The organism is Bacillus sp. S3 (assembly GCF_005154805.1).
Taxonomy (GTDB): Bacteria; Bacillota; Bacilli; order Bacillales; family Cytobacillaceae; genus Neobacillus.
On the sequence record NZ_CP039727.1, the window covers coordinates 2,168,892 to 2,190,804 of the forward strand.

Here is a 21,913-nt window from a genome sequence, read left to right on the forward strand (position 1 = left end):
GTAATGAAGCTTAAAATATTTTTCACATTGGTATTAGTTTTGTCCATGTCAGGTTTTGCAAGTGCGAAAGATTCTGTGCCAGTTGACCATGAGGAAAAGCCATGCAATTGCCAGGAAGAAGAACACCGTCATATGATGCATAAAGACTGGCAGTCAATGATGAAGGAGCGAGAGCAAAAACTCCTGACATGGGTAGACCAATATACTCCGGATAAAAAGGGAGAATGGACGAAAGTGCTGGAGGAAAAGAAGACGCTCCGTAACAAGTGGATGAGTCCGGAAAATGCGGCCAAACGAGAGCAGTGGAAAAAGGAAAAAATGGCTAAAATGGAAGAGCTTAAAAAGCAATTTGATGAAGGAAAGCTGACAAAAGAACAGTATATTGCAAAGATCCATGAAGGGAAAAAGATGGGACATTGGAAAATGTTCCATGATTTAAGAATAGCGATAGATAAAAAGGACGATAAGCAGGCTGCGGTAATTCTAAATCAACTTTTAGTTCAAATGAAAGAGCATAACAAGATGTTGAAAGAAAAATTGAAAATGTAATAAATAGCACTTGAAGTAGTCAATTCCAAAATGGGATTGGCTTTTTCAGTTTATTTTTATGGTAATTTTTTCGGGTGCTAAAGTGATCCTCTTGAGGGAATATTGTAGAAGTAGGATAGTGACTAAGAGGAGGATTTACATGGACAGAAAAAAACTGATGATGACAACGATTGGATTGGGTGCTGCCTATTTAATGCGCAATTCAAAATCACGGAAAAAATTAATGAATCAATTTCAAGCATTTGCTGAAAAATCTAGAAGATAAAGACAAAAAAGCATCCCCTGTAATCATTTCAGGGGGTGCTTTACATTTCAGCGTTATTTTTTTAAGCTAACTTTCTCTTGTTTTGCTTCTTTAACATCTTCTTTAAATTCTTCCTTTATGTCTTCAGCAATTCCCTCTGTTGCTTTTTTAAATTCACGGATGGACTTTCCAACGGCACGTCCGATCTCAGGGAGTTTATTAGGGCCAAAAATAACTAGGGCAACAATTAGAATTAAAATTAATCCCGGAACACCAATATTTGAAAACATGTTTTTCAACTCCCAAAACGAATAAAATGATCATGTCTATTATACCTTTAAATATAACATTATTCTACTATGATTAAGTAAAAGTTGCGTGGATCATAAATAGAATAAAAAATCCTATTGCAAGTTTTAAATGCCAATTATGATCAGTCCTTTTAAACCGCTTTAAACCCATGCCCATAAGAAATAACAAAACTAATGAGGAGGCAATACCGGTTAAATAAGTAAAGTCAAATTTAAATCCTCTAATAAGTGCTAAAATTCCATGCAGTGTGACGATACCGAAAGATAGGATTGCAACGGGAACATGCCATTTTCGAGCTAACTTAGCAAGGAATTGCAATGCTGTTTTCAACTGAAAGTCTTGGATACGGAATTCCTTTATTTTTTTCCATTTCAATAATCGATAGATTGGATAAATCGCTAGAGCAGCAAAAAATCCAATTCTTGAAATGGAACCGATTTGTTTAAAAATCCCTTTGTAATGTCGGAAATCCTGGGCAAATAATTGCTGGCGATTAATAAAGATGGCAATCATCCCTATCGAGATCAAAATGACCGTTGCTAGTGCAAATAAAATAATGGTTTTTCTTTCTTTGGGATTAGGAATAAAATTAGCAAAAAAACTTGATTTTTTAGCTGATTGGGAAGACTGATTAATGTTAATCACACACCTTTGATCTCAATATAAAGGTAGTTTACCCTATCTATATTAAAATTGTATAAACAGCGGGTTAAAAAAGTCTGAAATAGAATGAAGCTGATCAGGCTAGTTTGACCGAACGACTTCAACATCTATTTTTTTCCCTTCATAAAAGTCCTGGATTGCTTTATCGGCATAGACCCAGCCTTTCCAGCCAATATGAATTGTATCCTTCATGAAGTAAGGGTCATATTCATGATGGGAGAAATCGGCAATTTGAAAGCCCTCGGTTTCAATTTGTTTTTTTATCCGTTCATAATACGCGGTGCGTCCTACTTTTGGAAAACCGGTGTAGTCGTACCATGGTCCGTTAACGGGAACAGAAATAAATAACGGCTCCGCTCCAGCCTGTTTTAAAAGGCTAAGGACTAGTTGGAAATCTTGGTATTCAGGAGATTCACCATACGATGCACCAATTTTGTTATCTTTTAACGAAGGAACCATTTTGTGAATTTTATTGTATTGGCTATTAATCACGTAAAAGTGATTATTCGTTGATTTTTTTTCGCCGAGATGATTTGCCTGTGCCGCTAATTCATCCCAGGATTTATTCTTCACCTGTGGGTTGAGATCCCGCTTATGTGGAATACCGCCGACCAATGAATAATAAAGGTCCTTTTTTATTAACAATTTACGATAGGCCAAAGCGAAAGGGCGGATCCATGCACTCTCTCTTTTGGTCCATGGATTATTTGTAATCTCCGCTCGATACATGACAGATAGAAATGGATCGTTTTGAACGGGTGAAAATTTTAACAACCGTTCAATAGCCTTTTTCTTTAGCGCGGGATCGATGTTTTTATTAAAAGCTAAATCATAGCCTTGCAAGGAAGAATAATTAGGAACAAAATGGGACTCATCCGTTCCTTTTGGCTGAAACCATTGCGGGGACAAGACGAAAACCATTTTCTTTCCCTTCAGCTGCCCAGTTTGCTCAGCAAAATTTAAAAAATGAATTAATGATTCCGTTCCTCCGCGACCGATAAGGAAAGGGGTGAAATCTCCCCCAGCCTCTTTGAAATAATTGGACGGGTGGAAACGGTCAAGTCTGGCAAGTTCTGAAGATCCATAAATCGGTAAATATTGATGATCTTCAAGCATTTTTTGCTGGACATATTTACCCTGAAACATAAATGGATTTAGTTCTGTTGCAGCTTGAGAAATTCTCGATTTGGGTATCATTTTCTCAATCCATTGATTTGGAATCGCAACCACAATAATCAAAACGAGAACGGCTGCGATTATGGGTGAGAATAATACTTTTTTCATTGGAAATCAGCCAATTGATTGGCGATATTAGTAGGTGTATTCCATGTATCACGGTCAAACTCGGTAATTGGAACAAGTATGCCGAAACGTTCTTCTATTTGAATGAGTAATTCAACTGTCCCAAATGAATCCAATAAACCGGCATCAAATAAATCAATATCCGGATTTTCCTTAACGATATCGTCCTGGCAAATTTCTGCTAATAATGTTAAAACCTCATGGTTGAAATCCATTTGAATCAAACCCCTTTATGAAATAATTGTCCTGAGAAAATATAAAAACCAAAGCAAATCACATGGAAGGTAATGATGATCGCAACCATATGGGTAAGCTTATTTTGCGGCCACCATTTGTGTTTTTTATTGAACCGTTCAAAGGCATTGTAAGCAACCATTATTACAGCATGGTATATCCCATAAATGAGATATTGTATTTCCAAACCGTGCCATACTCCCATTAATAAAAACAGTAAGATATAACCAAGGTTTGAGAGGGTGTTACGGTTTTTAATCCATTTTTTCTTCGTCATCCAAAAGACAAATCGCATGTACACATAGTCTCTGAACCAAAAGGAAAGACTCATATGCCAGCGATTCCAAAAGTCTTTAATATTCCTGCTAAGGAATGGCTTATCAAAGTTTTCCGGAGATTTGACTCCCATAATATAACTAACACCTATCGCAAAAGCGCTGTAGCCGGCAAAATCGAAAAATAGATAGAGGCTATAGGCGTACATGTAATAGAGGTGGTGTTCAAAATGACTATGGGCAATAAATCGTAAGTTCGTGATAAAAAAATGATTGATAGAATAGCCAATGATGTATTTATATAAAAAACCGCAAAAAATTTTATTTATCCCTTCATAAAGCATGAATTTGTATTGTTCGCCCGATATCACCACTTCCAAATCTTTATCAAAGCGGCGATAACGGTCGATTGGACCAGATGAAATGGTCGGGAAAAATAAAATGAAATAGAGTAATCGGGAGAGGGGCAGGTCTTTTTTAATCAGCCCATCACGTGTCTCCATGATTAATTGCGTACCCTTAAACGTTAAATAAGAAATACCGAGAAACCCAATGACGTTTATATCTGAGAAATAAGGCAGCAGCTTCGAAAGAATCAGCGGCAGAATCGAAAGAAGAACGGCAATATAAAAAATGTTGTTAGCATTGTTCTGTCTCCGATAGGTGATGTATGCCTTTATTAAAACGACTTGCCAAATCGTAAATATGATCAGTGCAATAGCTTGATTAAGAGATGAAGCAAAGATGATGCCAAGGACGATGATTGAAACCAACATGTTATACGTATGAAATCTTTTTCCCTGTAAACCGAGAATAACCGTCGGTGCTAAAAGAACAGCAAGGATGAAAAAGAAACTAAAAGAACCATAGGGTGTCATCGTAATATCATTTCCTTGAATTTTTTACGGTCCATTTTTCCATTCGCTGTCATTGGAAGCTCTTTATGGTATGAGAATTTTCTCGGGATCATATAAACAGGGATGACCTTGCTCAGGTCTTTTTTAATCGCGCTAGTTAATTGAAATTCCTTTTCAAAATCATGGCTGGCAGGAATAATGGCCGCTAGTAAATAGTCAATTTTGTCATGCTGATAGACCGGAATGACTGCGGCGGAGTTCACATATTTGCAATTGGCAATCTGATATTCAATTTCCTCTAATTCCATTCGGTAGCCATGAAGTTTGATCTGAAAATCCATCCGGCCTTTGTAAAAAATCAATCCATCGTGGCCAAGAAAGGCAGCATCACCTGTTCGATAGGCCTGCTCCCCTTCAAATTGATAAAAGCTTTTTTCGGTAAGTTCCTGCTGTCCCAAGTACCCTTTACTTACACTCGGACCAATAATAATCATTTCACCTTTTTCCCCAGGCCTGACCGCCAGGCCATTTTTATCAACCAAAACGATTCGTGTGTCTTTTTTTGGTTTTCCGATAGGGAGATTCGGGTATGCTTCCAGTATTTCAGCTGTTATCTCAACTGAAGTGACCGCAACGGTTGCTTCAGTCGGGCCATAGGTGTTAAATATTTGTGCTTTTGGGAACCGCTCCCTTAATTGCATGCATATCACTGCCGGCAAGGATTCCCCGCAAAATAAAAACACGGAAAGCTCTGGCAGCAGGTCTTCCGTAAACGTTGGTTCCATTAAACACATCTGAACGAAAGAAGGAGTAGAAGTCCATACCTCTGTCTTTGATTTGGCCAATGCTTCAAATAATAGCTTTGGCCTAGCAATCATTTCTTTCGTTATCGCAAAAATGGTACCTCCACTCGCAAGAGCGGAATAAAGGTCCATGACGGATAAATCAAACGAGTACGGTGCTTGATTTAAAAAACGAAGATTGCCATTGATGGGGAAATCCGCTGCCATCCAATCGACAAAGCTTTGCAGATTATGAGCAGAAATCTGAACGCCTTTCGGATTTCCGGTACTTCCAGAAGTATAAATAATATAGAAATTTTCATCCCCGGTAACCCAATTAGATGGATCTATTGGGACATTTGAAACTGGTTCCGCCAGAATATGATCATAGTTTACAATCGTGACTTCGGCATTGTTCAAGACCAATTCTTGTCCGGAAGCATTGATGACCCATTCAGCGCGCGAACTACTGATAATGTTTATGATTCTTTCGCTTGGAATTGACGTGTCAACAGGAATATACGGTAATCCTGCTTTTACACATCCTAAAAAGGAGCAAACCATTGAAGCTTCCATATGACCATAAACTAAGACAGGCAACTGTCCTTTATTGGATTGCTTCAAAAGAAAAGCTGCTATTTGCTCCGATTGTCTCCAAAGTTCGCCATAAGATATTTCTTCCGAGGGAGAGATATAGGCTAACGTATCGGGATGTAAATGCGAAAATCTTTTTATTGTCTCTAACAATTCCATCTTGGCAGCCTCCCTTAAAAATCGTTGTAAATGTAGGACCCTGCACTTGCATCGTTAAATCCGTACATAAAAAATAACAAAAGGAGGATGAGCAAATAGTAAACAAACCGGCCAAGCCACTTTACCTTATGGCTGTTTAAAAATCTTCGTAATCTTTCAACCATCGGTGGTGCCTCCTTTTTGATGACATAACAATCATAATCTCTTTTTTGATGGAAACAATTAATGGCGAATTAATAAATTATTAAAAAATAATTAAATTTAAAAACAAAAAAGACCGACTGTGTACCCAATCGGTCTTTTGCTTCCTATGCTTATTGAATTAATTCAGACAGAATGTATTGATATAAAAGCCTTGCTGTGTTTTCAATTGATGATTGGTGTGTTCGCTCGAATGCATGCGAAGAATCGATGCCAGGTCCGATTAAGCCGTGAACAATGTCATGACCGGAGCGAATGGCAGCCGATGCATCCGATCCATAATAGGGATAAATATCCAATTTGTATTCGATGTTATTTTCTTCTGCCAGGCGGACTAAATTCTTGCGTAATTGGTAATGATAGGGCCCGCTTGCATCTTTAACACAGATGGAAACCGTATATTCATCGGTGGACTGCCCGTCACCCATTGCTCCCATATCGACTGCTAAGTATTCAACCGTTTCCGGCGTTATATTGGAGTTACCGCCGTAGCCGATTTCTTCATTGTTCGAAATTAAAAAATGGGTCGTATATGGCAAGGTCAGATTTTCAGTTTTGATTTGCTTGATTAATTGAAGAAGAATCGCCACACTTGCTTTATCATCCAGGTGGCGGGATTTTATATAGCCGCTTGGAGTCAATTCCACCCGAGGATCGAATGAAATAAAATCTCCAACCTCAATCCCTAGTGCCCTGACTTCTTCAGCAGTATGTACTTTTTCATCGATCCGAACCTCAATATTTTCCTGATTTCGCTCTGCTTTACCGGCATCCTTATAAACATGGACGGATGTTTGATGCATGAGTATGGTTCCCGTGTATTTCTTGCCGCTGCTTGTCTCAATTTGGCAATATTCTCCTTCAATGGAGTTGTATTTAAACCCGCCAATTAAGTCGATTTTTAATCTTCCGTTGGATTTAATTTCCTTTACCATGGCACCAAGCGTATCAACGTGTGCCGTAAGCATGCGGTGTTTGCTCGTATCTTTTCCTTCTACTGTCGCAATTAACCCGCCTTTTCGGTTTCTGTACGTGTTGATTTGCAGATCTGAAAGGAAATTTTCAACAAAAGTGATGACTTCATTTGTATTTCCGGACGGACTTGGGATCGACACTAAATCACTAATTAATTTCATTGTGTCTGCAGAATATGTAAAATTACCCACTTTAAATACCCCTTTCTGAATTTTCATTCCTTACTATTATACTAAAAATCAAATATGCCATGTGAAAAATCAAATTTATCGCCAACTTTTTAAAAATTCATGCATAGGTTAACTGTGTTTACTCATTCTCTAATCGGATATACATTGGATAATTGGGTATAAATGGAACTATTCGAACTTTTTCGAAATTAATGGAGGAGAAAAATGTTGACCAGAGTCGAATTATATAAACATAAGCCGAAGCAATCTAGTCAAGTCCTTGATTTTGTGTAAATTTGCTAAACAATGTTTTTAACCAAATTTTGTTATGTCAAATATATATGATCAGCCACTTATCCCCTTAACATTTTTCGAGCGTTACTTCCATGGGTTTCAATCTCCATATCCAGTCAAGGGTGTCAAAGGCGGTTTTTCCTTTGATACCCTTGACTGGATATGGAATAATCCATAATTGGAAGTACGTTGAAAATTAAACATCTACCTTTTAATAGATTTCTGCTTCGAATAATTGGTTTCTTGATAGTGCATTAAAACAGCTCCTACTAAACGAAAAGCAGATTGTGTATTAGGGTAAATTCGAATTACCTTTTCTCTTCTTCGGACTTCCTGATTTAATCGCTCAAGAGAATTTGTACTACGGATATGACAACGGATATCTTCTTGGAATTCCATATATTGTATGGTATCTTCGAAACCATCATCTAATATTTTCAGAGCTTGTTCGTATTTAAGATTGTCCCCAAACTGACTCATCAGTTCACCTTTAAAATTCCGCATATCCTCAATTGTGACTGCATCAAAAATACGCTTAATCATCATACGTATTTCCGCTGAGTCCTTTTTTGGAAGCCTTTCTATGATATTACGTTTAAAATGGACGTTACACCTTTGCCAGCTAGTCCCAATAAATTCACGTTGAATCGCTTTTTGAAGCCCCTGGTGAGCATCTGAAATGACTAGCTTTGGGGATTGAAGACCACGTGATTTTAGTTGTTGGAGAAAGCGACTCCAACTTTCATAACTCTCAGCGTGATCCACACTTAACCCAAGAATTTCACGTGTTTTGCTTTCAGTGATTGCAGTGGCTATATAAACAGCCTTAGAGACGACACGATGATGTTCACGAACTTTTATATACATGGCATCTACAAAAACAAAAGGATAATACCTTAAATTTAAGGGCCGTTTGGCCCAGTCATTAATAATAGGATCAAGCTTTTGAGTAAGTGAAGAAACAAACGATTTTGACTTACTTTCACCACAAAGTTGTTCCACAATATGTGTAACTTTACGTGTAGAAACGCCATTGATAACCATCTCTAGCATAGAGAGTACTAACGCCTGGTCACAACGTGCATATTTCTCAAAAACCGTAGGTGAAAACTCACCATTTCGAGTCCTAGGAACCTTAAGTTTTATCTTACCGATACTCATCGTTAACTCACGTTCGTAGTAGCCATTTCGGTAATCACGACGCTCAACAGAGCGTTCATATGCAGCGGCGTGTAAGTAATCATTTCTTTCTTTCTCCATGTACTCATTCAAAACCAGAACAACAGCTGATTTAACAACGTTATCTATATTTGAATTCATTACTGAGTCTTTTAAAAGTTCCAAATCTAGGCTAAACTGTAATTGGGTCATTTTTATTCCTCTTTTCTATGTTTATCGTGGTTGTTAAACATTGTAGCCAAGTAGGATAAAAATGACCCTTTTCTTTTTACACAATTATACGGACTTAATCAGCAATCTACATGGAAGGGTCTATTTTTTTTCATCGCAGCCTGCATCATCTTAACAGCCGGTTTCTTTATTTTTCGCTATTACTATCAAAGTTCAATAAAAATTGAAGCACCCAGTGAGAATTTAGGTCAAAAAGTCGTTATTCATCTACCAAATGGACAAAAAGTGTATACGTATGACAATTTGATTTTTGAAAAAGACGGTAAGACCTACTATAAAGGGGAGCGGAACACGATTGATTTAACCGGAGGAACCGTTACCTATGAAGATTGGTCAGAATAATCAAAGACTAGCCAAAAGGTGGCTAGTCTTTTCACTATTTAAACCAACCTTTTTTAATAAACCATATTGTCATCCCCACAGCAATAAATAACATCAGCAGCAGTGCGCCAAAATAGCCGTATTTCCAAGTCAATTCGGGCATATGGGTAAAATTCATTCCATACACACCTACAATGAAAGTAAGAGGCATGAAGATGGTTGTGATGACTGTTAATACCTTCATCACATGGTTTGTTTCATTCGAATTGATGGAAATGTAACTGTCCCGTATGTCTGTCGTAAGCTCCCTGCTAGCTTCAATCATTTCAGTTAATTTAAGCAAATGATCATGAATATCTGAGAAATAAGCAGTTTTTCCTTCGATACTTGTTAATCGTTGAGAATTAAGAATTCTGTATAAAAGATCCCTCATGGGGGCAATTGTATGCCGCAACGATAAGAGGTCATGTCTCGTATCAAATAAATCCTTCAGTAATGCCTCCATTGATCTTCCTTTTGAATTTTCATCTATTTCATTTAAGGTATCATCTATTTGATTTACTAATGGAAAATAATTATCGACCATATTGTCAAGAACGTAGTAAAACACATGGGAAGGGTCCCATTGCTTCATGTTTGCCGCTTGACTGAAACGATTCCAAACCTCATCGATTTCAGGGGAGTGTTTATGATGAAAAGTGACAATATAGTTTTTACTGAGAAAGATATTAACTTCCTCTCGTGCAATCATTTTTGGGTTCAAAGCTTGAATCACAAAAAAAGCATAGCCTTCATAATAATCAAGCTTTGGTCGTTGTAGATGATGGATACAGTCTTCTATCGCTAGAGGATGAAAGGAAAGCGGGTTTCGCAGGAAATCTATTTCCTCCTTGATTGGTTGATGGAAATCAATCCAATACCACAGAAAATCCTCTTTTACAAGTTTTGCTATTTCTACGTCTTTGATCACTTCATGCTTCTGATTTACTGCAATCGTTCTAATCATAAAAAACTCCTTATTGGCTTTTCTTACATTCAATATAAAGGAATGCAGGAAAAAAAACAGCCATTTCGGTGCAATGTCATTGTTTTTTTGAGGATAAAACTGAATCCCGGATCCATTTTTTACGTTTTTTGCGATCTTGGATGACTTGAAATAAACTTTGGATTCCAAGAGTTATTACCACGATTATGCCGCTAAATACAATAAACACAGCAAAGTACTCGAATGGATTATAAGACGTTAATCGGGACCAATGAATGTTCCCTTCTAAATCATGTGTAAACAGGTTCATGCTGAAGATTCCGCAGATGACCGTATAAAGGGTTAAAACTAAAAGCAGCATGGTGTCCTTTTTCTTGCCGGTGTTTTCTTCGTACTTAAAAAGACTAAACAGGATATCTTTTGTATTGGTAAATAAGGTATCAATATCAAAACTTTTCCTAATGTTGTTAAAAAGTTCTTGCTCTTCAGCTAGGACAGGAAATACGGAAAAAAAATAATTAGAGGTAAATGAGTTGATTGTGTAAATTAAGTGTTCAATTTCCTTTTTATCCTGGTCCAGATTGATAGCGGAATAGCCGGCTGCAATTTTTAACAATACAAGTTTATGAAACAGATTCAGTAGCACGGCATAATAAGATGGGCCGTAAAACTGTTTTGCCAGTTCGCTAAATTCGTGTGGGTGGTCATTTGTTATTAATGAAAAACATTCTTCTTCAAAAATAGAATACGTGGTGGGAGCCCAGCGATCCCAGCCATGGTCTTTCAGATAGTTAGAAATATAGTCTACATTATTTGCATTTACATAGGGATTTCCAGCATCATTTATTCCGCAAAGTGTTCCTGAACGATAAACATCTACTATATCAATGGTTTCTCCTTCATTTAGGGTGAGCAAGGATTGGACATACATGTTCTGAGTATTGAGAAAGGAAGAGTCCTGGTCAAAAAAACCCGTTAACCCTGGAAATAGACGATTATACAAGAAATCGTTTATCGGAGGAGTAACATCTCCGTCAAATTCGATTGTAACTGCTGAAGTTTGTTGCACGAGCTTGCGAAAACGATCAGCAAATTCTATTGTTTGGGAGAACGGCATGTCCAACATTTCTGTTCGAATGGTTATGAATCCCAGATAATACGGGCAAATGAATAAATCTAGTGAATGGATTTGAAAAGGTATTGTCACATGTTTTGTTTTGAGCAAACCATTCATGTCTAGTTGTTTTGTGAATCTTTGGAATCCCTTTTGCTGGTGTGATGGTGGAAAAAGAAAGTTATTTGTTAACGGAAGGAAAAAGGATTTCATTTCACGATGAGACACTCGATACTGGCCATAATAGGCTGTTTCTTTTTGTACATCCTTTAATGTATAAGAAGTAAAATATTGATCTTGTAAGTAGCGGTACAGGTTAGGGATGGTATCCGCTTTCATTGAAAAAGGGAAAATAAATTGAAAAAGAGCTGTAGTAACCTGTTTTTCTTTAAAATCGATGGGCTCCATGTGCTTTTTTTCCTTTCATAATAATATCTAAAATCAACTTTCCCAATTTAAAGGAAACTTAACCAGCAAAAATAATACTTCCCTTGAAAATGAATCAGGCCATACGCCGCTGGCCAAGGGGCTCGTGCTTTTCTTTTAGAATAAAATACCAAACAACGAGGAAACTAAATGGAAAGAAGTTCTTTGAGAGGTATAAAAATGTCATCAAATCAAATGCAAACGATCAAGGAGAGTCTTAAAAATAATATACAGCCGGCAGTGGATGTGGTTTTCAAGGAATTTCATACGGCAGAAAAATATATGGAAGCTTTGTATATCAAAACGATAAGTGATGAAACGATTATCAATGATAAATTGCTTAAGCCATTTTTTGAAATCAAGAGCCCGGCTGAATTTTCAGCCTATCTTCAATCAAATCCGCAAGTAAAACCATTTGAAAGCGAGCAGAAAGCGCTTGATGAATTAATCAGAGGTGTGGCCATCCTATTTTATCAGAATTCCATCCTTTTATTGGATAGTAAAGTGGACCGGAATAACTCGGTCTTAGATACAACTGTAGAGACGACGATTCAAGGACCGCAATCGGGATTTAGTGAAAGCCTGCCCACAAACCTGGGGCTTATTCGCAAACGGTATCCGGAAACATCATTAAATGTCGAATCTACAACTGTTGGGACGATTTCAAAAACAGACGTGATGATTCTACATGATAAAAAGCGCACAGACCCCGATACATTAAATCGAATAAGAGATTTTTTAGCTTCCATTGATGTGCACATGTTTCAAACAGGCGAGCAGCTGCTGGATATTATTAAAAAAAGTAATCGGGCCCTCGTACCTGTGATGCTTGTGACCGAAAGACCTGACAGGGTAGCCGTGAATTTAGCCGCTGGGAAAGTCATTATCTTGGTTTCGGGTTCACCTTTTGCTGTTGTTTTACCAACTGTAATGAAGGATTTTATGTCATCCATGGAAGATATTTATCAGACATACTGGGTAGCGAAATTCCTGCAAATATTGAGGTATATTGGTTTTCTAACCAGTCTTGTTCTTCCCGGCCTTTATGTTGCTGTCACTAGCTATAATCCTGAACTGTTTCGGGTTCAATTGGCATTGAGTATCGCCGGTAGCCGGGCAGGTGTACCATACCCATCATTTATTGAAGTTTTGCTGATGCTGTTTATGATGGAGATGCTGACCGAAGCAAGTATTCGGCTGCCAAAAGCGATTGGGCCGACAGCAACAACGGTAGGCGGCTTGATATTAGGACAGGCCGCAACAGAAGCCGGACTTGTCAGTAATATTATGATTATCATTACATCCTCAGTTGCTATCTCAAACTTTGTTGTCCCGATCAACGCTTTCAGTTTTACATTAAGAATTATGAAATATTTTGTTTTAGCGTTGGGAACGTTTTTCGGTTTAGTTGGTGTAGTGCTTGGATTCTTCATGCTAATTGCCTATATGGTTAAACTTGATAGCTTTGGTGAGCCATTTCTTACGTTAATTCAAAGTAAGCCAAATAAAGAATAGCAAAAAGATTGGGGGGAGGGCAATGAACCGATACTATTTATATATTGTGTTATTGAATATGCTTGTCAATGTCATTATATTTGTACCAAAAATTTTAATAGAATATCGCTATAAAGGTGCGGTGATGGGTGTAGTCATTGCCATTCCAATTGGCGTAGCGCTTAATTATTTTTACAGCACGGCAATTAACAAGTTCCCGGAACAAGGAATGCCTGAAATTTTAGCTAATGCCAAGCATCGATGGTTTAAAATACTCCATTTCGGCAGTATTCAATTCATCTGGTTTTCGGCAGGACTCATTACACTAATAGGATTTATTGATATTTTAGCAAGGTTTGTCAATCCGGAAATGCCGAAGTTAGGCTTGCTCGTCATCTATTTAGCGGCTATTTTTCTCATTATTCAGCTTCCCACGGAAAGGGTCATGTATTTTCTTGAAATTGTCCTTTTTCTCAATACGCCATTAATTGGCTTTATTATTTTTAAGGCGTTTACAAATGAATATCTTAGCTGGGATTCGATGATGGAAGTTGGGACCTATATATTTGAAAGGCCAAGCTTGAAATCGATCGCTGCAGCTACCTATTGTTTTTCCGGTTATGCCAACCTGATTATTTTTAACAGGGTAATAAAGGGGAAATTAAAGATTTGGAATTTTATAGCCATCTTCTTTTTAGGTGCGTTCAATTTGTTTACGACATTCTTTATTCCAATAGGTTTTCACGGTTCTGATGGCGCTGTAGAATACCTATATCCATGGATTTCTACAGCAGATTCACTTAGGTTGACATATAGCCCGATTGAACGAGTGATCTTCTTATTTTTAATGTTTTACATGAGTATTACGTTAATTAGTATCTCAGTTCATTGGCATGTCACCTATGAATTAATTAAGGGAACCTTTAAGGGGAAAATGAGTAAAAAAAAGAATTGGACTATTCTTGCTTTCTTTACGTTATTTTCGGTCGCAGGAGTTATTTATCTAAATACAGTTTTATTAAACAAGGTGACTGTCTATTGGATGATGCTGCGTCTAGGCTTGGAAATCATGATAGTTGCGATATTTTTCATTTGGACTAGGAGGCGGAATGCTTGAAATCCTTTATCAAATGGGAATACTTAATCATTGTTCTTTTATCAGTATCATTGTTAAGCGGCTGTGGTTTCAAAGATATTGATAAACGCTTTTTTGTTGTCAGCATCGGTGTGGATCCTGCCAAAAACAGCTCGAAGAAATATCTCGTCAGCCTGAAATTTGCGGTACCAAGTGAGTCAAAGGGAACCAATACTGATTTCATCATTGTTTCGGAAAAAGCGGACTCAATGTCTGAAGCAGTAAGAATTATTAAAACCAAAGTAGAAAAGGAGATTGATTTCAGTCATGCAAAAGCCGTTGTGTTCGGGGAAGATATTGTAAAACAAAATGGGAATGCCGGGATCAATTATTGGTTTACGAGAAGAAGGGATATCCAAGGGATTGCATGGGGGGCGATTGGGAAACCAAGCGCATTGGATGTACTGAAGGTTAAGCCAAAATCGGAGCGTATCCCATCGAATGCCATGTTTTTAGCATTGGGGAAGGATGGATCCGAGACCCCGTATGTTATTTCGGAGTTCCTTTTTGATTACAAGTATCGCTTAATAGAACGGGGAATAGATCCGATGCTGCCGATCATTGAAGCAAAAAAGGACTTATTAGAAATTAATACGGTCGGGCTTTTTAACAAAAGTCAAATGAAGCTGACTCTAACTCCTGAAGAAACAAAAATTCTTAATTTCATCCGAAAACGTGAGGAAAAAAGTGCAAACAAAATCAAGAAGGGAAAGACGACAATCGTCATTGACACACACAAAGTGAAGACAAAATATAAAATTTATACGCCTAAAGGAAAAACTCCCTATATTAAAGTGAAAGTTTCGCTTGAGGGAACCTTGGAAGAGACAACCAGACGTGTTTCAAACGCACAATTATCGTACTATGAAAAAGCGGCTGAAAAATCTTTAAACAAGGAAATCGAAGAAGTACTGGTGAAAATTCAAAAAGCAAATCTAGACCCTGTGGGGTTCGGCCTTCGCTACCGTTCCCGTCATTTTAATAAAGATGATTGGGAGGAGTGGCAGCGCATATACCCTCAGATTCAATTTAAGGTCCAATCGAAAATGCAAATCGAAGATACTGGTTTAATTGAATAAGAGAGGAGTCAATTACATGAATGTAATGGAAGTTTTCAGCAGGGCCGTTGGCGCCTTTATTGTTCTCTTTCTCCTAACAAGGATTATGGGAAGAAAACAGATTTCGCAGTTGACTTTTTTTAATTATATCACCGGGATTTCGATTGGCACGATTGCAGGTGCTGTAACTATCGATCCGAGTTTGAAACTGTCTGCAGGTTTTGTCAGCCTCTTAACATGGTCCGGCTTAACATTGCTGGTTGCCTATTTTGATTTAAAATCGCGGAAGGCACGTAAGTGGATGGAAGGCGAACCCGTCATTTTGATTAGACAAGGGAAGATTTTAGAACAGCAATTGAAAAAACAGCGATTGGATATGGATGAATTACAATTGCTCCTTCGCAGTAAAGATGTGTTTTCGATTGTAGATGTGGAATATGCAATTTTAGAAACGAATGGTGAATTATCGGTGCTCCTAAAAGAAGGGAAGCAGCCGTTAAAGCAGGAAGCTTTCCTAACTTCGAAGAAGCCAAAGCAAACGCCGATACCGCTCCAGCTTATTGCCGACGGGAAAATTATCTATGAAAATTTGCAACAGCTGAACGTAAATCGAAGCTGGGTTGAGGACCAGTTAAGGGTGTCAGGCACGAATCTGTCTGAAGTGTTTTATGCTGAACTTCAACAAGATGGTTCCTTGTATATTGATAAACGTTCAGATTATTTACTTCATTAAGAAAAGCGCAAGCTCCCTGGAACTGGACAATTCTCGAAGTCGAATTTATAAATTCTAATAGTATAAGAAAGGCATTCCTTCACCGGAATGCCTTTTTTAAACCATTTTATATTGTCGGCGCTGTTTCTTTATTGCGCATTGCCTGCGGAATATAGACGCAGAATGGTTCGCTTTCCAAATAGTCGCCGGTCACAGCATAGGTTCTGGATCGTGAACCGCCGCAAATTTTGTTGTATTCGCAAACACCGCATTTCCCTTTGTAGTTATCAGGCTGGCGAAGCTCCTTGAATACCTTAGATTCTCGATAAATTTCTGCCAGCGGTGTGTTACGAACGTTTCCGCCGACAATTGGCAGCAAGCCGCTAGGCATGACATCCCCAATATGGGAAACGAACGCAAACCCGTTCCCGTCATTTACCCCTTTTGGGGCACGCTTTAAGCCATCATGCATCGAGGCAAAATCTGTTGTTATCGTATCTTCGTAATGGATTTCACCTTTATCGATTAAATGGTCACGAGATTTCTGCTGCAGGACCACCCGGCGATAATGCTGTGCCGCAGTTGTTTTGATGTCGTACGGTGCTGTTTTACTTAGCTCATATAACCAGCGAAACACTTTTTCATGTTCTGCAGGTGTTATACATGCATCCAACTGTCCACGGCCTGTCGGCACAAGCAGGAAGATGTACCACATCACTGCACCGAGCTCTGCCACAAGCTTTGACATTTCCTCAAGTGAGTCATAATTATAGCGAGAAATAACCGTATTGATTTGCAGCGGCATATGAAGCTCATTTAAATACTTAATTTTTTCAAGTGTTAAATGAAAAGAACCAGGCGTTCCGCGGAAATGGTCATGTATTTCCGGTGTGGGCCCGTCGAGACTGAATCCCCAGCGTGATAGCCCTACTTCTTTTGCACGTTTCATTTTCTCTATGGTTACATTAGGTGTTGCACTCGGCGTCATAGACACGCGCATTCCTTTTTTGATTGCATACTCGGCAAGCTCGAAAAGGTCCTCCCTCATCATACAATCTCCGCCTGTGAAAACAAGCATCGGATTATCCATTTCATAGATTTGATCAATAAGATGAACCCCTTCCTCATGTGAAAGCTCGCGCGGGTCAGGTGTCAGCTGGGCATCCGCGCGACAGTGCACACACTTTAGCTGGCAGGCCCTCGTTACCTCCCAAATAACAATGAATGGATTTTCGTCATAATTAATTTCTTTACCCGCTCCATACGGATGGCCCATTGTATGCGGATGACCTTTACTAATTCCCTGCATCTTCATCACCAAATTCTTTATTATTTTTTAACCATAAAAATTGTTTCTATAGGTTCATTATAATTTTGTGAGTAGGATGTGCATGGAGGGTTTGTTACAATATTTCTACATTCCATTTAAATCATGGTGTTTTTGATGGTTTGAGCGGTTATTTTACATTTTGAGAAATCAGAAAATTAATACTTTAAGAAATGGTGTTTAACCTTTATACTTAATAAGGCAACTTCTTTTAATACAATGATGACCCCATGATTAGCAAACAGATGTAAATTTTTGGAGGCTCAAATGTTTAATCTAACACTTTTTAAAGAGCTATTCTATCAATCTAGAATTCCACAATTAATTAGTTCTACTGATTTCTCAACCATACAATACAATCCCGCTTTTGGTGAATTTCTTGGCTACGCCATAGAGGAATTAACAACCTTGTCTGTTGAGTCTATCTCTCATCCGGAAGACATGCAAAAAGACGCACAACTTTTTGGGGAATTACTAAATGGAAAAAGGGATGAATATCAGCTTGAAAAAAGGTATTTTCACAAATCCGGTGATCTTAAAACAGGTTTGCTAACGGTCTCCAGGATTAGGGAGAAGTCTTCGGGTGATGAGTTTTTACTCGGACAAGTTCTTGATATCACCGAAAAGAAACTAATTGAGGATGCATTAAAGCATCGAGAAATACGGCTGCGGAAATCAGAAAAGCTGGCAGTTGTAGGTCAAATGGCAGCAGCGGTTGCGCATGAGATTCGTAATCCATTAACTCCAATAAAAGGATTCATGCAGCTTTTACATGCAGAAAAAGAGATTAACCCCATTTATTTAGGGATTGTGCTGGACGAATTGCATCGGGTCGAGACGATTATTTCTGAATTTTTATCGATCGCTAAGCCGCATACGAAAATGACTGGGATTGTTCATGTTGACAGCTTAATGCGGCAAGTCATCCAATTATTACAGTCTGAGGCTTTAATGGATAATAAAAAATTAAAATTCCATTTTACCCCGCCCATACATGGGATTATGGGTGACCCTAACTCTTTAAAGCAAGTGTTCATGAATGTAATCCAAAATGCCCTCGAAGCCATATCCAATAAGGGGCATATTGATGTAAGCATCTTTTCGGATCAAACGGGAGTGATTGTCAAGTTTACCGATAATGGATGCGGGATTCCGAAGGACAGATTGTCAAAGCTCGGTGAACCATTTTATTCTACGAAGGAAAAGGGGACTGGTCTTGGACTAATGACCAGTTACCGAATCATTGAAAGTCATAATGGGAAAATCAACATTGAGAGTGTTGAAAAGGTAGGAACGACGGTGACCATCTGGCTTCCTTTCGAAACCAAGGAGGAACAAAAATCCGCTGCTGATTAGCGGATTTTTTGAATGGAAAGCTTTTCCCTGCCAAAATTAGAAAAGTTTAGTATGATGGTTTCATAACAAGGTATGAAAGGAGCTTCCGATGATGAAACGAATCATAAGTGTAGGGATCCTCCTTTTCATAATAACGGCAGGCATTATTCAAAAGGATGAATTACTGCACATTGTCAAAGAAGGCGGCACCTTATCCATTTTCATCAGCATGTTGTTGGCAGCTATTTGTGTCTTCTTTCCAATCATTCCCTTTTCGGTTTTAGCAGGTGTGTTGGGTGCAGCATTTGGTGCTTTCCAAGGGGTTTGGATCTCATTGGCAGGTGCCATGGCCGGAACAATGGGATTTTTCTTCTTAAGCAGATATGGTTTTCGTGATTGGGCAGAGGAGAAACTAACCAAATACCCTAAAGTCAGGGAGTATGAGCGTTTTTTATATCGAAACTCATTCGCAGCGATTCTCACCTGCCGTTTAATCCCGATTATTCCGTCACCTGTCGTTAATATTGTTTGTGGTTTAAGTTATGTTCATTGGTTTACTTTTTTTATCGCTTCGACACTAGGGAAGATCCCCAATATTCTAATCTTGTCCTATGCAGGTTCTAAATTTAGTGACAATAAGCTTTATTCAATTGGAATCTATGTCTGTTACCTATTTGTCATTTTCCTGATTAATTTTATCATCATCTATCGAAAAAGGTCGCAGAAGTTTAGTGAATAAACCGTGATAAAATCATTGTTAATTTTATAACAAAGTTGATTGGAGCGGAAGGAGCGAGACTCCTGCGGGAGTACGGAGCAGGGGAGACACCACAGGCGCATAAGCGCCGAGGAGGCTCTCCGGGACGCCCGCGGAAAGCGAAGCGCCTGGAGCGGAAATCAACATCCGAAGTCTAATGATTAAATCACTCTAATGTTTAAATCACTTTTTGGAAATTGAAATCGTTTTGTTTTTCAACGATGATGATCTCTTTAAAATAGCTTTTTAAGATAAGCCATTTAGCAGGATAGGTATAGATAAAATCTTCAATCGTTTGAAGTGAGTAATAAATAAAACAATCAAAAGCGCTTTTTTCTTTTTTTAAATCATACAATAGTGCATGGGGAATAGTGTAATACTCTTGCAGCTGGTATGGGTTCAGTTTAACAATCTGGATATTTTGATCCGAGATATAGTTTTTGATCGATTGTTCCTGCAATGCAATACTCTCATCCTGGGAGAGCCCATTTAAACTGATACGATCATTAATAAAATACATTCCCTTCATATCATAACACCCTCTCATAAAACGTTAATTGCTATTGTTATTGACAGTGTTGCAGAGAAGTATACTTGTAATGGAGAAATGGTTAAGGAGAGAAATATGATTAGTGCTGCAATTCATGGATTTATTTTAGCCTTTGGGCTGATTCTGCCTTTGGGCGTTCAAAATGTGTTTGTATTTAATCAGGGGGCAATGCATAAGAGGTGGGTGTCTGCGCTTCCAGTGGTTTTAACGGCTTCCATTTGTGATTCGCTATTGATTTCGTTGGCCGTTTTTGGTGTTTCGGCCGTTGTGTTAGGTGTGGCCTGGGTAAAAGTTACGTTGCTTTCAGTCGGCATTCTTTTTTTAATTTATATGGGGTACACGACTTGGAAAAGTAAGCCCGTGACAGGAGAATCAAAAGCAGTATCCCTTACACCGCGAAAGCAGATTGCCTTTGCAGCCTCCGTGTCATTATTAAATCCGCATGCCATTATGGACACAATCGGTGTCATTGGGACAAGCTCATTATCCTATTCAGGCTCAGCGAAAATAACCTTTTTGGTTGTCTGTATCCTTGTCTCATGGATGTGGTTTTTGGGACTTTCGTTTGCTGGAAGATTAATCGGGAAACTGGATCAGTCTGGAAGATTTCTACTTTACCTAAATAAAATTTCGGCATTGATTATGTGGGGGACAGCCCTCTATCTTCTTTTTTCACTATAAAAAAAATTACCCGGCAAGTATGCCGGGCATTTTCCAAATCTATATTAAAAGGGGGCGGAGGTTAAGGTTCTTCGTGAACCTATTTCTATAGTAACGGATAAATATGAACAAATTATGAAGGAATAATTAATAGTTTAAGAAAGGTGATCAATTCAAAATTTGGATTGTTTTTTTTCGTTTATATGATAAACATCCATTGTAGCCGTTTCATAATCATGCTAATTTGATGAATATCGTTAATCTTTTCTTGGCATTCTAGTTCATGGCAGAGTCCCTGCATTAATAGGAAGGAGAGGTATCATTTGGCGGCAACACATACATTTTCAAGGCAAGAAGAAGTAGCAAATTCGATTACACACGGGATCGGGGCATTGCTGAGTATTTCGGCATTAGTTATCTTAATTGTTTATTCATCCCTATACGGTACCGTCTGGCATGTGGTTAGCTTCACAATTTTTGGTGTAACGATGTTCATTTTATATATGTCTTCTACCTTGCTTCATAGCTTACCAGAAGGGAAGGCAAAAGATGTCTTTGAAATTTTAGACCATTCATCGATCTACTTTTTTATCGCTGGAACCTACACACCATTTTTATTAATCGTCATAAAAGGGACAGTGGGTTGGTTATTGTTCGGTATTGTTTGGGGACTGGCTGTAGCGGGTACCATTTTTAAATGTTTTTTTGTAAAAAAATATCTATTTAGCTCTACCATTCTCTATGTTGTCATGGGCTGGTTAATGGTGTTTGCTTGGAAACCGTTAGTAAACACTCTTTCCACAGAAGGCTTGATTTATTTAGTCATTGGCGGTGCCCTCTATACGCTTGGTGCCATTTTTTACGTTTGGCGGGGGTTTACATACCACCATGCAGTTTGGCATCTTTTTGTGATTGCCGGCAGTACAGCGCACTTCTTTGCAGTATTATTTTTTGTATTGCCCATAAAATGAAGGGAGCAGCACCTCAAAAGGTGCTGCTTCCTTGCTGACAGTTTTGC

23 protein-coding genes are annotated in these 21,913 nt (G+C 38.3%); 10 read left to right on the plus strand and 13 right to left on the minus strand.

Annotated features, from left to right (window positions below; all coding sequences use genetic code 11):
- The first annotated feature begins 3 nt into the window (after window positions 1-3).
- Both FAY30_RS10375 and FAY30_RS27805 read left to right on the plus strand, forming a co-directional pair.
- Window positions 4-549 (plus strand): hypothetical protein, encoded by a 546-nt coding sequence (locus tag FAY30_RS10375; RefSeq protein ID WP_149869810.1) that lies wholly within the window; start codon window positions 4-6, stop codon window positions 547-549.
- A 139-nt stretch (window positions 550-688) separates the two neighbouring features.
- Window positions 689-814 carry a hypothetical protein gene (locus FAY30_RS27805; RefSeq protein ID WP_263315345.1) on the plus strand — a complete coding sequence of 42 codons (126 nt, stop codon included), beginning with the start codon at window positions 689-691 and terminating at the stop codon, window positions 812-814.
- A 53-nt stretch (window positions 815-867) separates the two neighbouring features.
- Here FAY30_RS27805 and FAY30_RS10380 read toward each other — a convergent pair whose 3' ends face one another.
- The 11 genes from FAY30_RS10380 to FAY30_RS10435 all read right to left on the minus strand — a co-directional run bounded on the left by FAY30_RS10380 (window position 868) and on the right by FAY30_RS10435 (window position 11,849).
- On the minus strand, window positions 868-1,083 hold the full coding sequence (locus FAY30_RS10380; protein ID WP_149869811.1) for a twin-arginine translocase TatA/TatE family subunit: 216 nt from the start codon (window positions 1,081-1,083) through the stop codon (window positions 868-870).
- A 73-nt stretch (window positions 1,084-1,156) separates the two neighbouring features.
- Window positions 1,157-1,750 carry a hypothetical protein gene (locus FAY30_RS10385; protein WP_149869812.1) on the minus strand — a complete coding sequence of 198 codons (594 nt, stop codon included), beginning with the start codon at window positions 1,748-1,750 and terminating at the stop codon, window positions 1,157-1,159.
- A 99-nt stretch (window positions 1,751-1,849) separates the two neighbouring features.
- Window positions 1,850-3,052, minus strand: coding sequence for a D-alanyl-lipoteichoic acid biosynthesis protein DltD (dltD, locus tag FAY30_RS10390; protein ID WP_149869813.1), 1,203 nt, complete (start codon window positions 3,050-3,052; stop codon window positions 1,850-1,852).
- Window positions 3,049-3,285, minus strand: coding sequence for a D-alanine--poly(phosphoribitol) ligase subunit 2 (gene dltC / locus FAY30_RS10395; RefSeq protein WP_149869814.1), 237 nt, complete (start codon window positions 3,283-3,285; stop codon window positions 3,049-3,051). The genes dltD and dltC overlap by 4 nt, the downstream gene beginning before the upstream one ends.
- Before the next feature lie 5 nt (window positions 3,286-3,290).
- On the minus strand, window positions 3,291-4,457 hold the full coding sequence (gene dltB / locus FAY30_RS10400) for a D-alanyl-lipoteichoic acid biosynthesis protein DltB (RefSeq protein ID WP_149869815.1): 1,167 nt from the start codon (window positions 4,455-4,457) through the stop codon (window positions 3,291-3,293).
- The gene (dltA, locus tag FAY30_RS10405) at window positions 4,454-5,971 is read right to left on the minus strand and encodes a D-alanine--poly(phosphoribitol) ligase subunit DltA (protein ID WP_149869816.1); all 1,518 of its coding nucleotides are present in this window, start codon (window positions 5,969-5,971) and stop codon (window positions 4,454-4,456) included. The genes dltB and dltA overlap by 4 nt, the downstream gene beginning before the upstream one ends.
- A 14-nt stretch (window positions 5,972-5,985) precedes the next feature.
- Complete coding sequence (locus FAY30_RS10410) at window positions 5,986-6,135, minus strand: teichoic acid D-Ala incorporation-associated protein DltX (protein ID WP_149869817.1); 150 nt, start codon at window positions 6,133-6,135, stop codon at window positions 5,986-5,988.
- A gap of 150 nt (window positions 6,136-6,285) precedes the next feature.
- On the minus strand, window positions 6,286-7,308 hold the full coding sequence (locus FAY30_RS10415) for a M42 family metallopeptidase (RefSeq protein WP_223820992.1): 1,023 nt from the start codon (window positions 7,306-7,308) through the stop codon (window positions 6,286-6,288).
- A gap of 507 nt (window positions 7,309-7,815) precedes the next feature.
- Window positions 7,816-8,982 carry an IS256 family transposase gene (locus tag FAY30_RS10420; RefSeq protein WP_149868193.1) on the minus strand — a complete coding sequence of 389 codons (1,167 nt, stop codon included), beginning with the start codon at window positions 8,980-8,982 and terminating at the stop codon, window positions 7,816-7,818.
- Between the two features lie 415 nt (window positions 8,983-9,397).
- Complete coding sequence (gene corA / locus FAY30_RS10430) at window positions 9,398-10,348, minus strand: magnesium/cobalt transporter CorA (RefSeq protein WP_149869820.1); 951 nt, start codon at window positions 10,346-10,348, stop codon at window positions 9,398-9,400.
- Window positions 10,349-10,424: 76 nt separating this feature from the next.
- Window positions 10,425-11,849, minus strand: a complete 1,425-nt coding sequence (locus tag FAY30_RS10435; RefSeq protein WP_149869821.1) for a hypothetical protein — start codon at window positions 11,847-11,849, stop codon at window positions 10,425-10,427.
- 198 nt (window positions 11,850-12,047) lie between these two features.
- Here FAY30_RS10435 and FAY30_RS10440 point away from each other — a divergent pair, with 198 nt between their 5' ends.
- The 4 genes from FAY30_RS10440 to FAY30_RS10455 are packed head-to-tail and all read left to right on the plus strand — an operon-like array spanning window position 12,048 to window position 16,287.
- Window positions 12,048-13,382, plus strand: coding sequence for a spore germination protein (locus FAY30_RS10440; protein WP_149869822.1), 1,335 nt, complete (start codon window positions 12,048-12,050; stop codon window positions 13,380-13,382).
- A 22-nt stretch (window positions 13,383-13,404) separates the two neighbouring features.
- Window positions 13,405-14,478 carry a hypothetical protein gene (locus FAY30_RS10445; RefSeq protein ID WP_149869823.1) on the plus strand — a complete coding sequence of 358 codons (1,074 nt, stop codon included), beginning with the start codon at window positions 13,405-13,407 and terminating at the stop codon, window positions 14,476-14,478.
- Window positions 14,475-15,575 (plus strand): Ger(x)C family spore germination protein, encoded by a 1,101-nt coding sequence (locus FAY30_RS10450; protein ID WP_149869824.1) that lies wholly within the window; start codon window positions 14,475-14,477, stop codon window positions 15,573-15,575. Before FAY30_RS10445 ends, FAY30_RS10450 begins: the two co-directional genes overlap by 4 nt.
- Before the next feature lie 16 nt (window positions 15,576-15,591).
- A complete protein-coding gene (locus FAY30_RS10455; protein ID WP_149869825.1) occupies window positions 15,592-16,287 on the plus strand; it encodes a DUF421 domain-containing protein in 696 nt (231 codons plus the stop codon).
- 106 nt (window positions 16,288-16,393) lie between these two features.
- Here FAY30_RS10455 and FAY30_RS10460 read toward each other — a convergent pair whose 3' ends face one another.
- Entirely contained in the window at window positions 16,394-17,575 is a 1,182-nt protein-coding gene (locus FAY30_RS10460; protein WP_149872659.1) for a TIGR04053 family radical SAM/SPASM domain-containing protein, read from the minus strand.
- A gap of 285 nt (window positions 17,576-17,860) precedes the next feature.
- Here FAY30_RS10460 and FAY30_RS10465 point away from each other — a divergent pair, with 285 nt between their 5' ends.
- Complete coding sequence (locus FAY30_RS10465; RefSeq protein WP_149869826.1) at window positions 17,861-18,949, plus strand: ATP-binding protein; 1,089 nt, start codon at window positions 17,861-17,863, stop codon at window positions 18,947-18,949.
- A 91-nt stretch (window positions 18,950-19,040) separates the two neighbouring features.
- Window positions 19,041-19,667, plus strand: coding sequence for a TVP38/TMEM64 family protein (locus FAY30_RS10470; protein WP_223820934.1), 627 nt, complete (start codon window positions 19,041-19,043; stop codon window positions 19,665-19,667).
- A 196-nt stretch (window positions 19,668-19,863) separates the two neighbouring features.
- Here FAY30_RS10470 and FAY30_RS10475 read toward each other — a convergent pair whose 3' ends face one another.
- A complete protein-coding gene (locus FAY30_RS10475) occupies window positions 19,864-20,214 on the minus strand; it encodes a hypothetical protein (protein ID WP_149869828.1) in 351 nt (116 codons plus the stop codon).
- A 96-nt stretch (window positions 20,215-20,310) separates the two neighbouring features.
- Here FAY30_RS10475 and FAY30_RS10480 point away from each other — a divergent pair, with 96 nt between their 5' ends.
- Window positions 20,311-20,916, plus strand: a complete 606-nt coding sequence (locus FAY30_RS10480; RefSeq protein WP_149869829.1) for a LysE/ArgO family amino acid transporter — start codon at window positions 20,311-20,313, stop codon at window positions 20,914-20,916.
- Between the two features lie 302 nt (window positions 20,917-21,218).
- On the plus strand, window positions 21,219-21,866 hold the full coding sequence (gene trhA / locus FAY30_RS10485; protein WP_149869830.1) for a PAQR family membrane homeostasis protein TrhA: 648 nt from the start codon (window positions 21,219-21,221) through the stop codon (window positions 21,864-21,866).
- The last annotated feature ends 47 nt before the right edge of the window (window positions 21,867-21,913 follow it).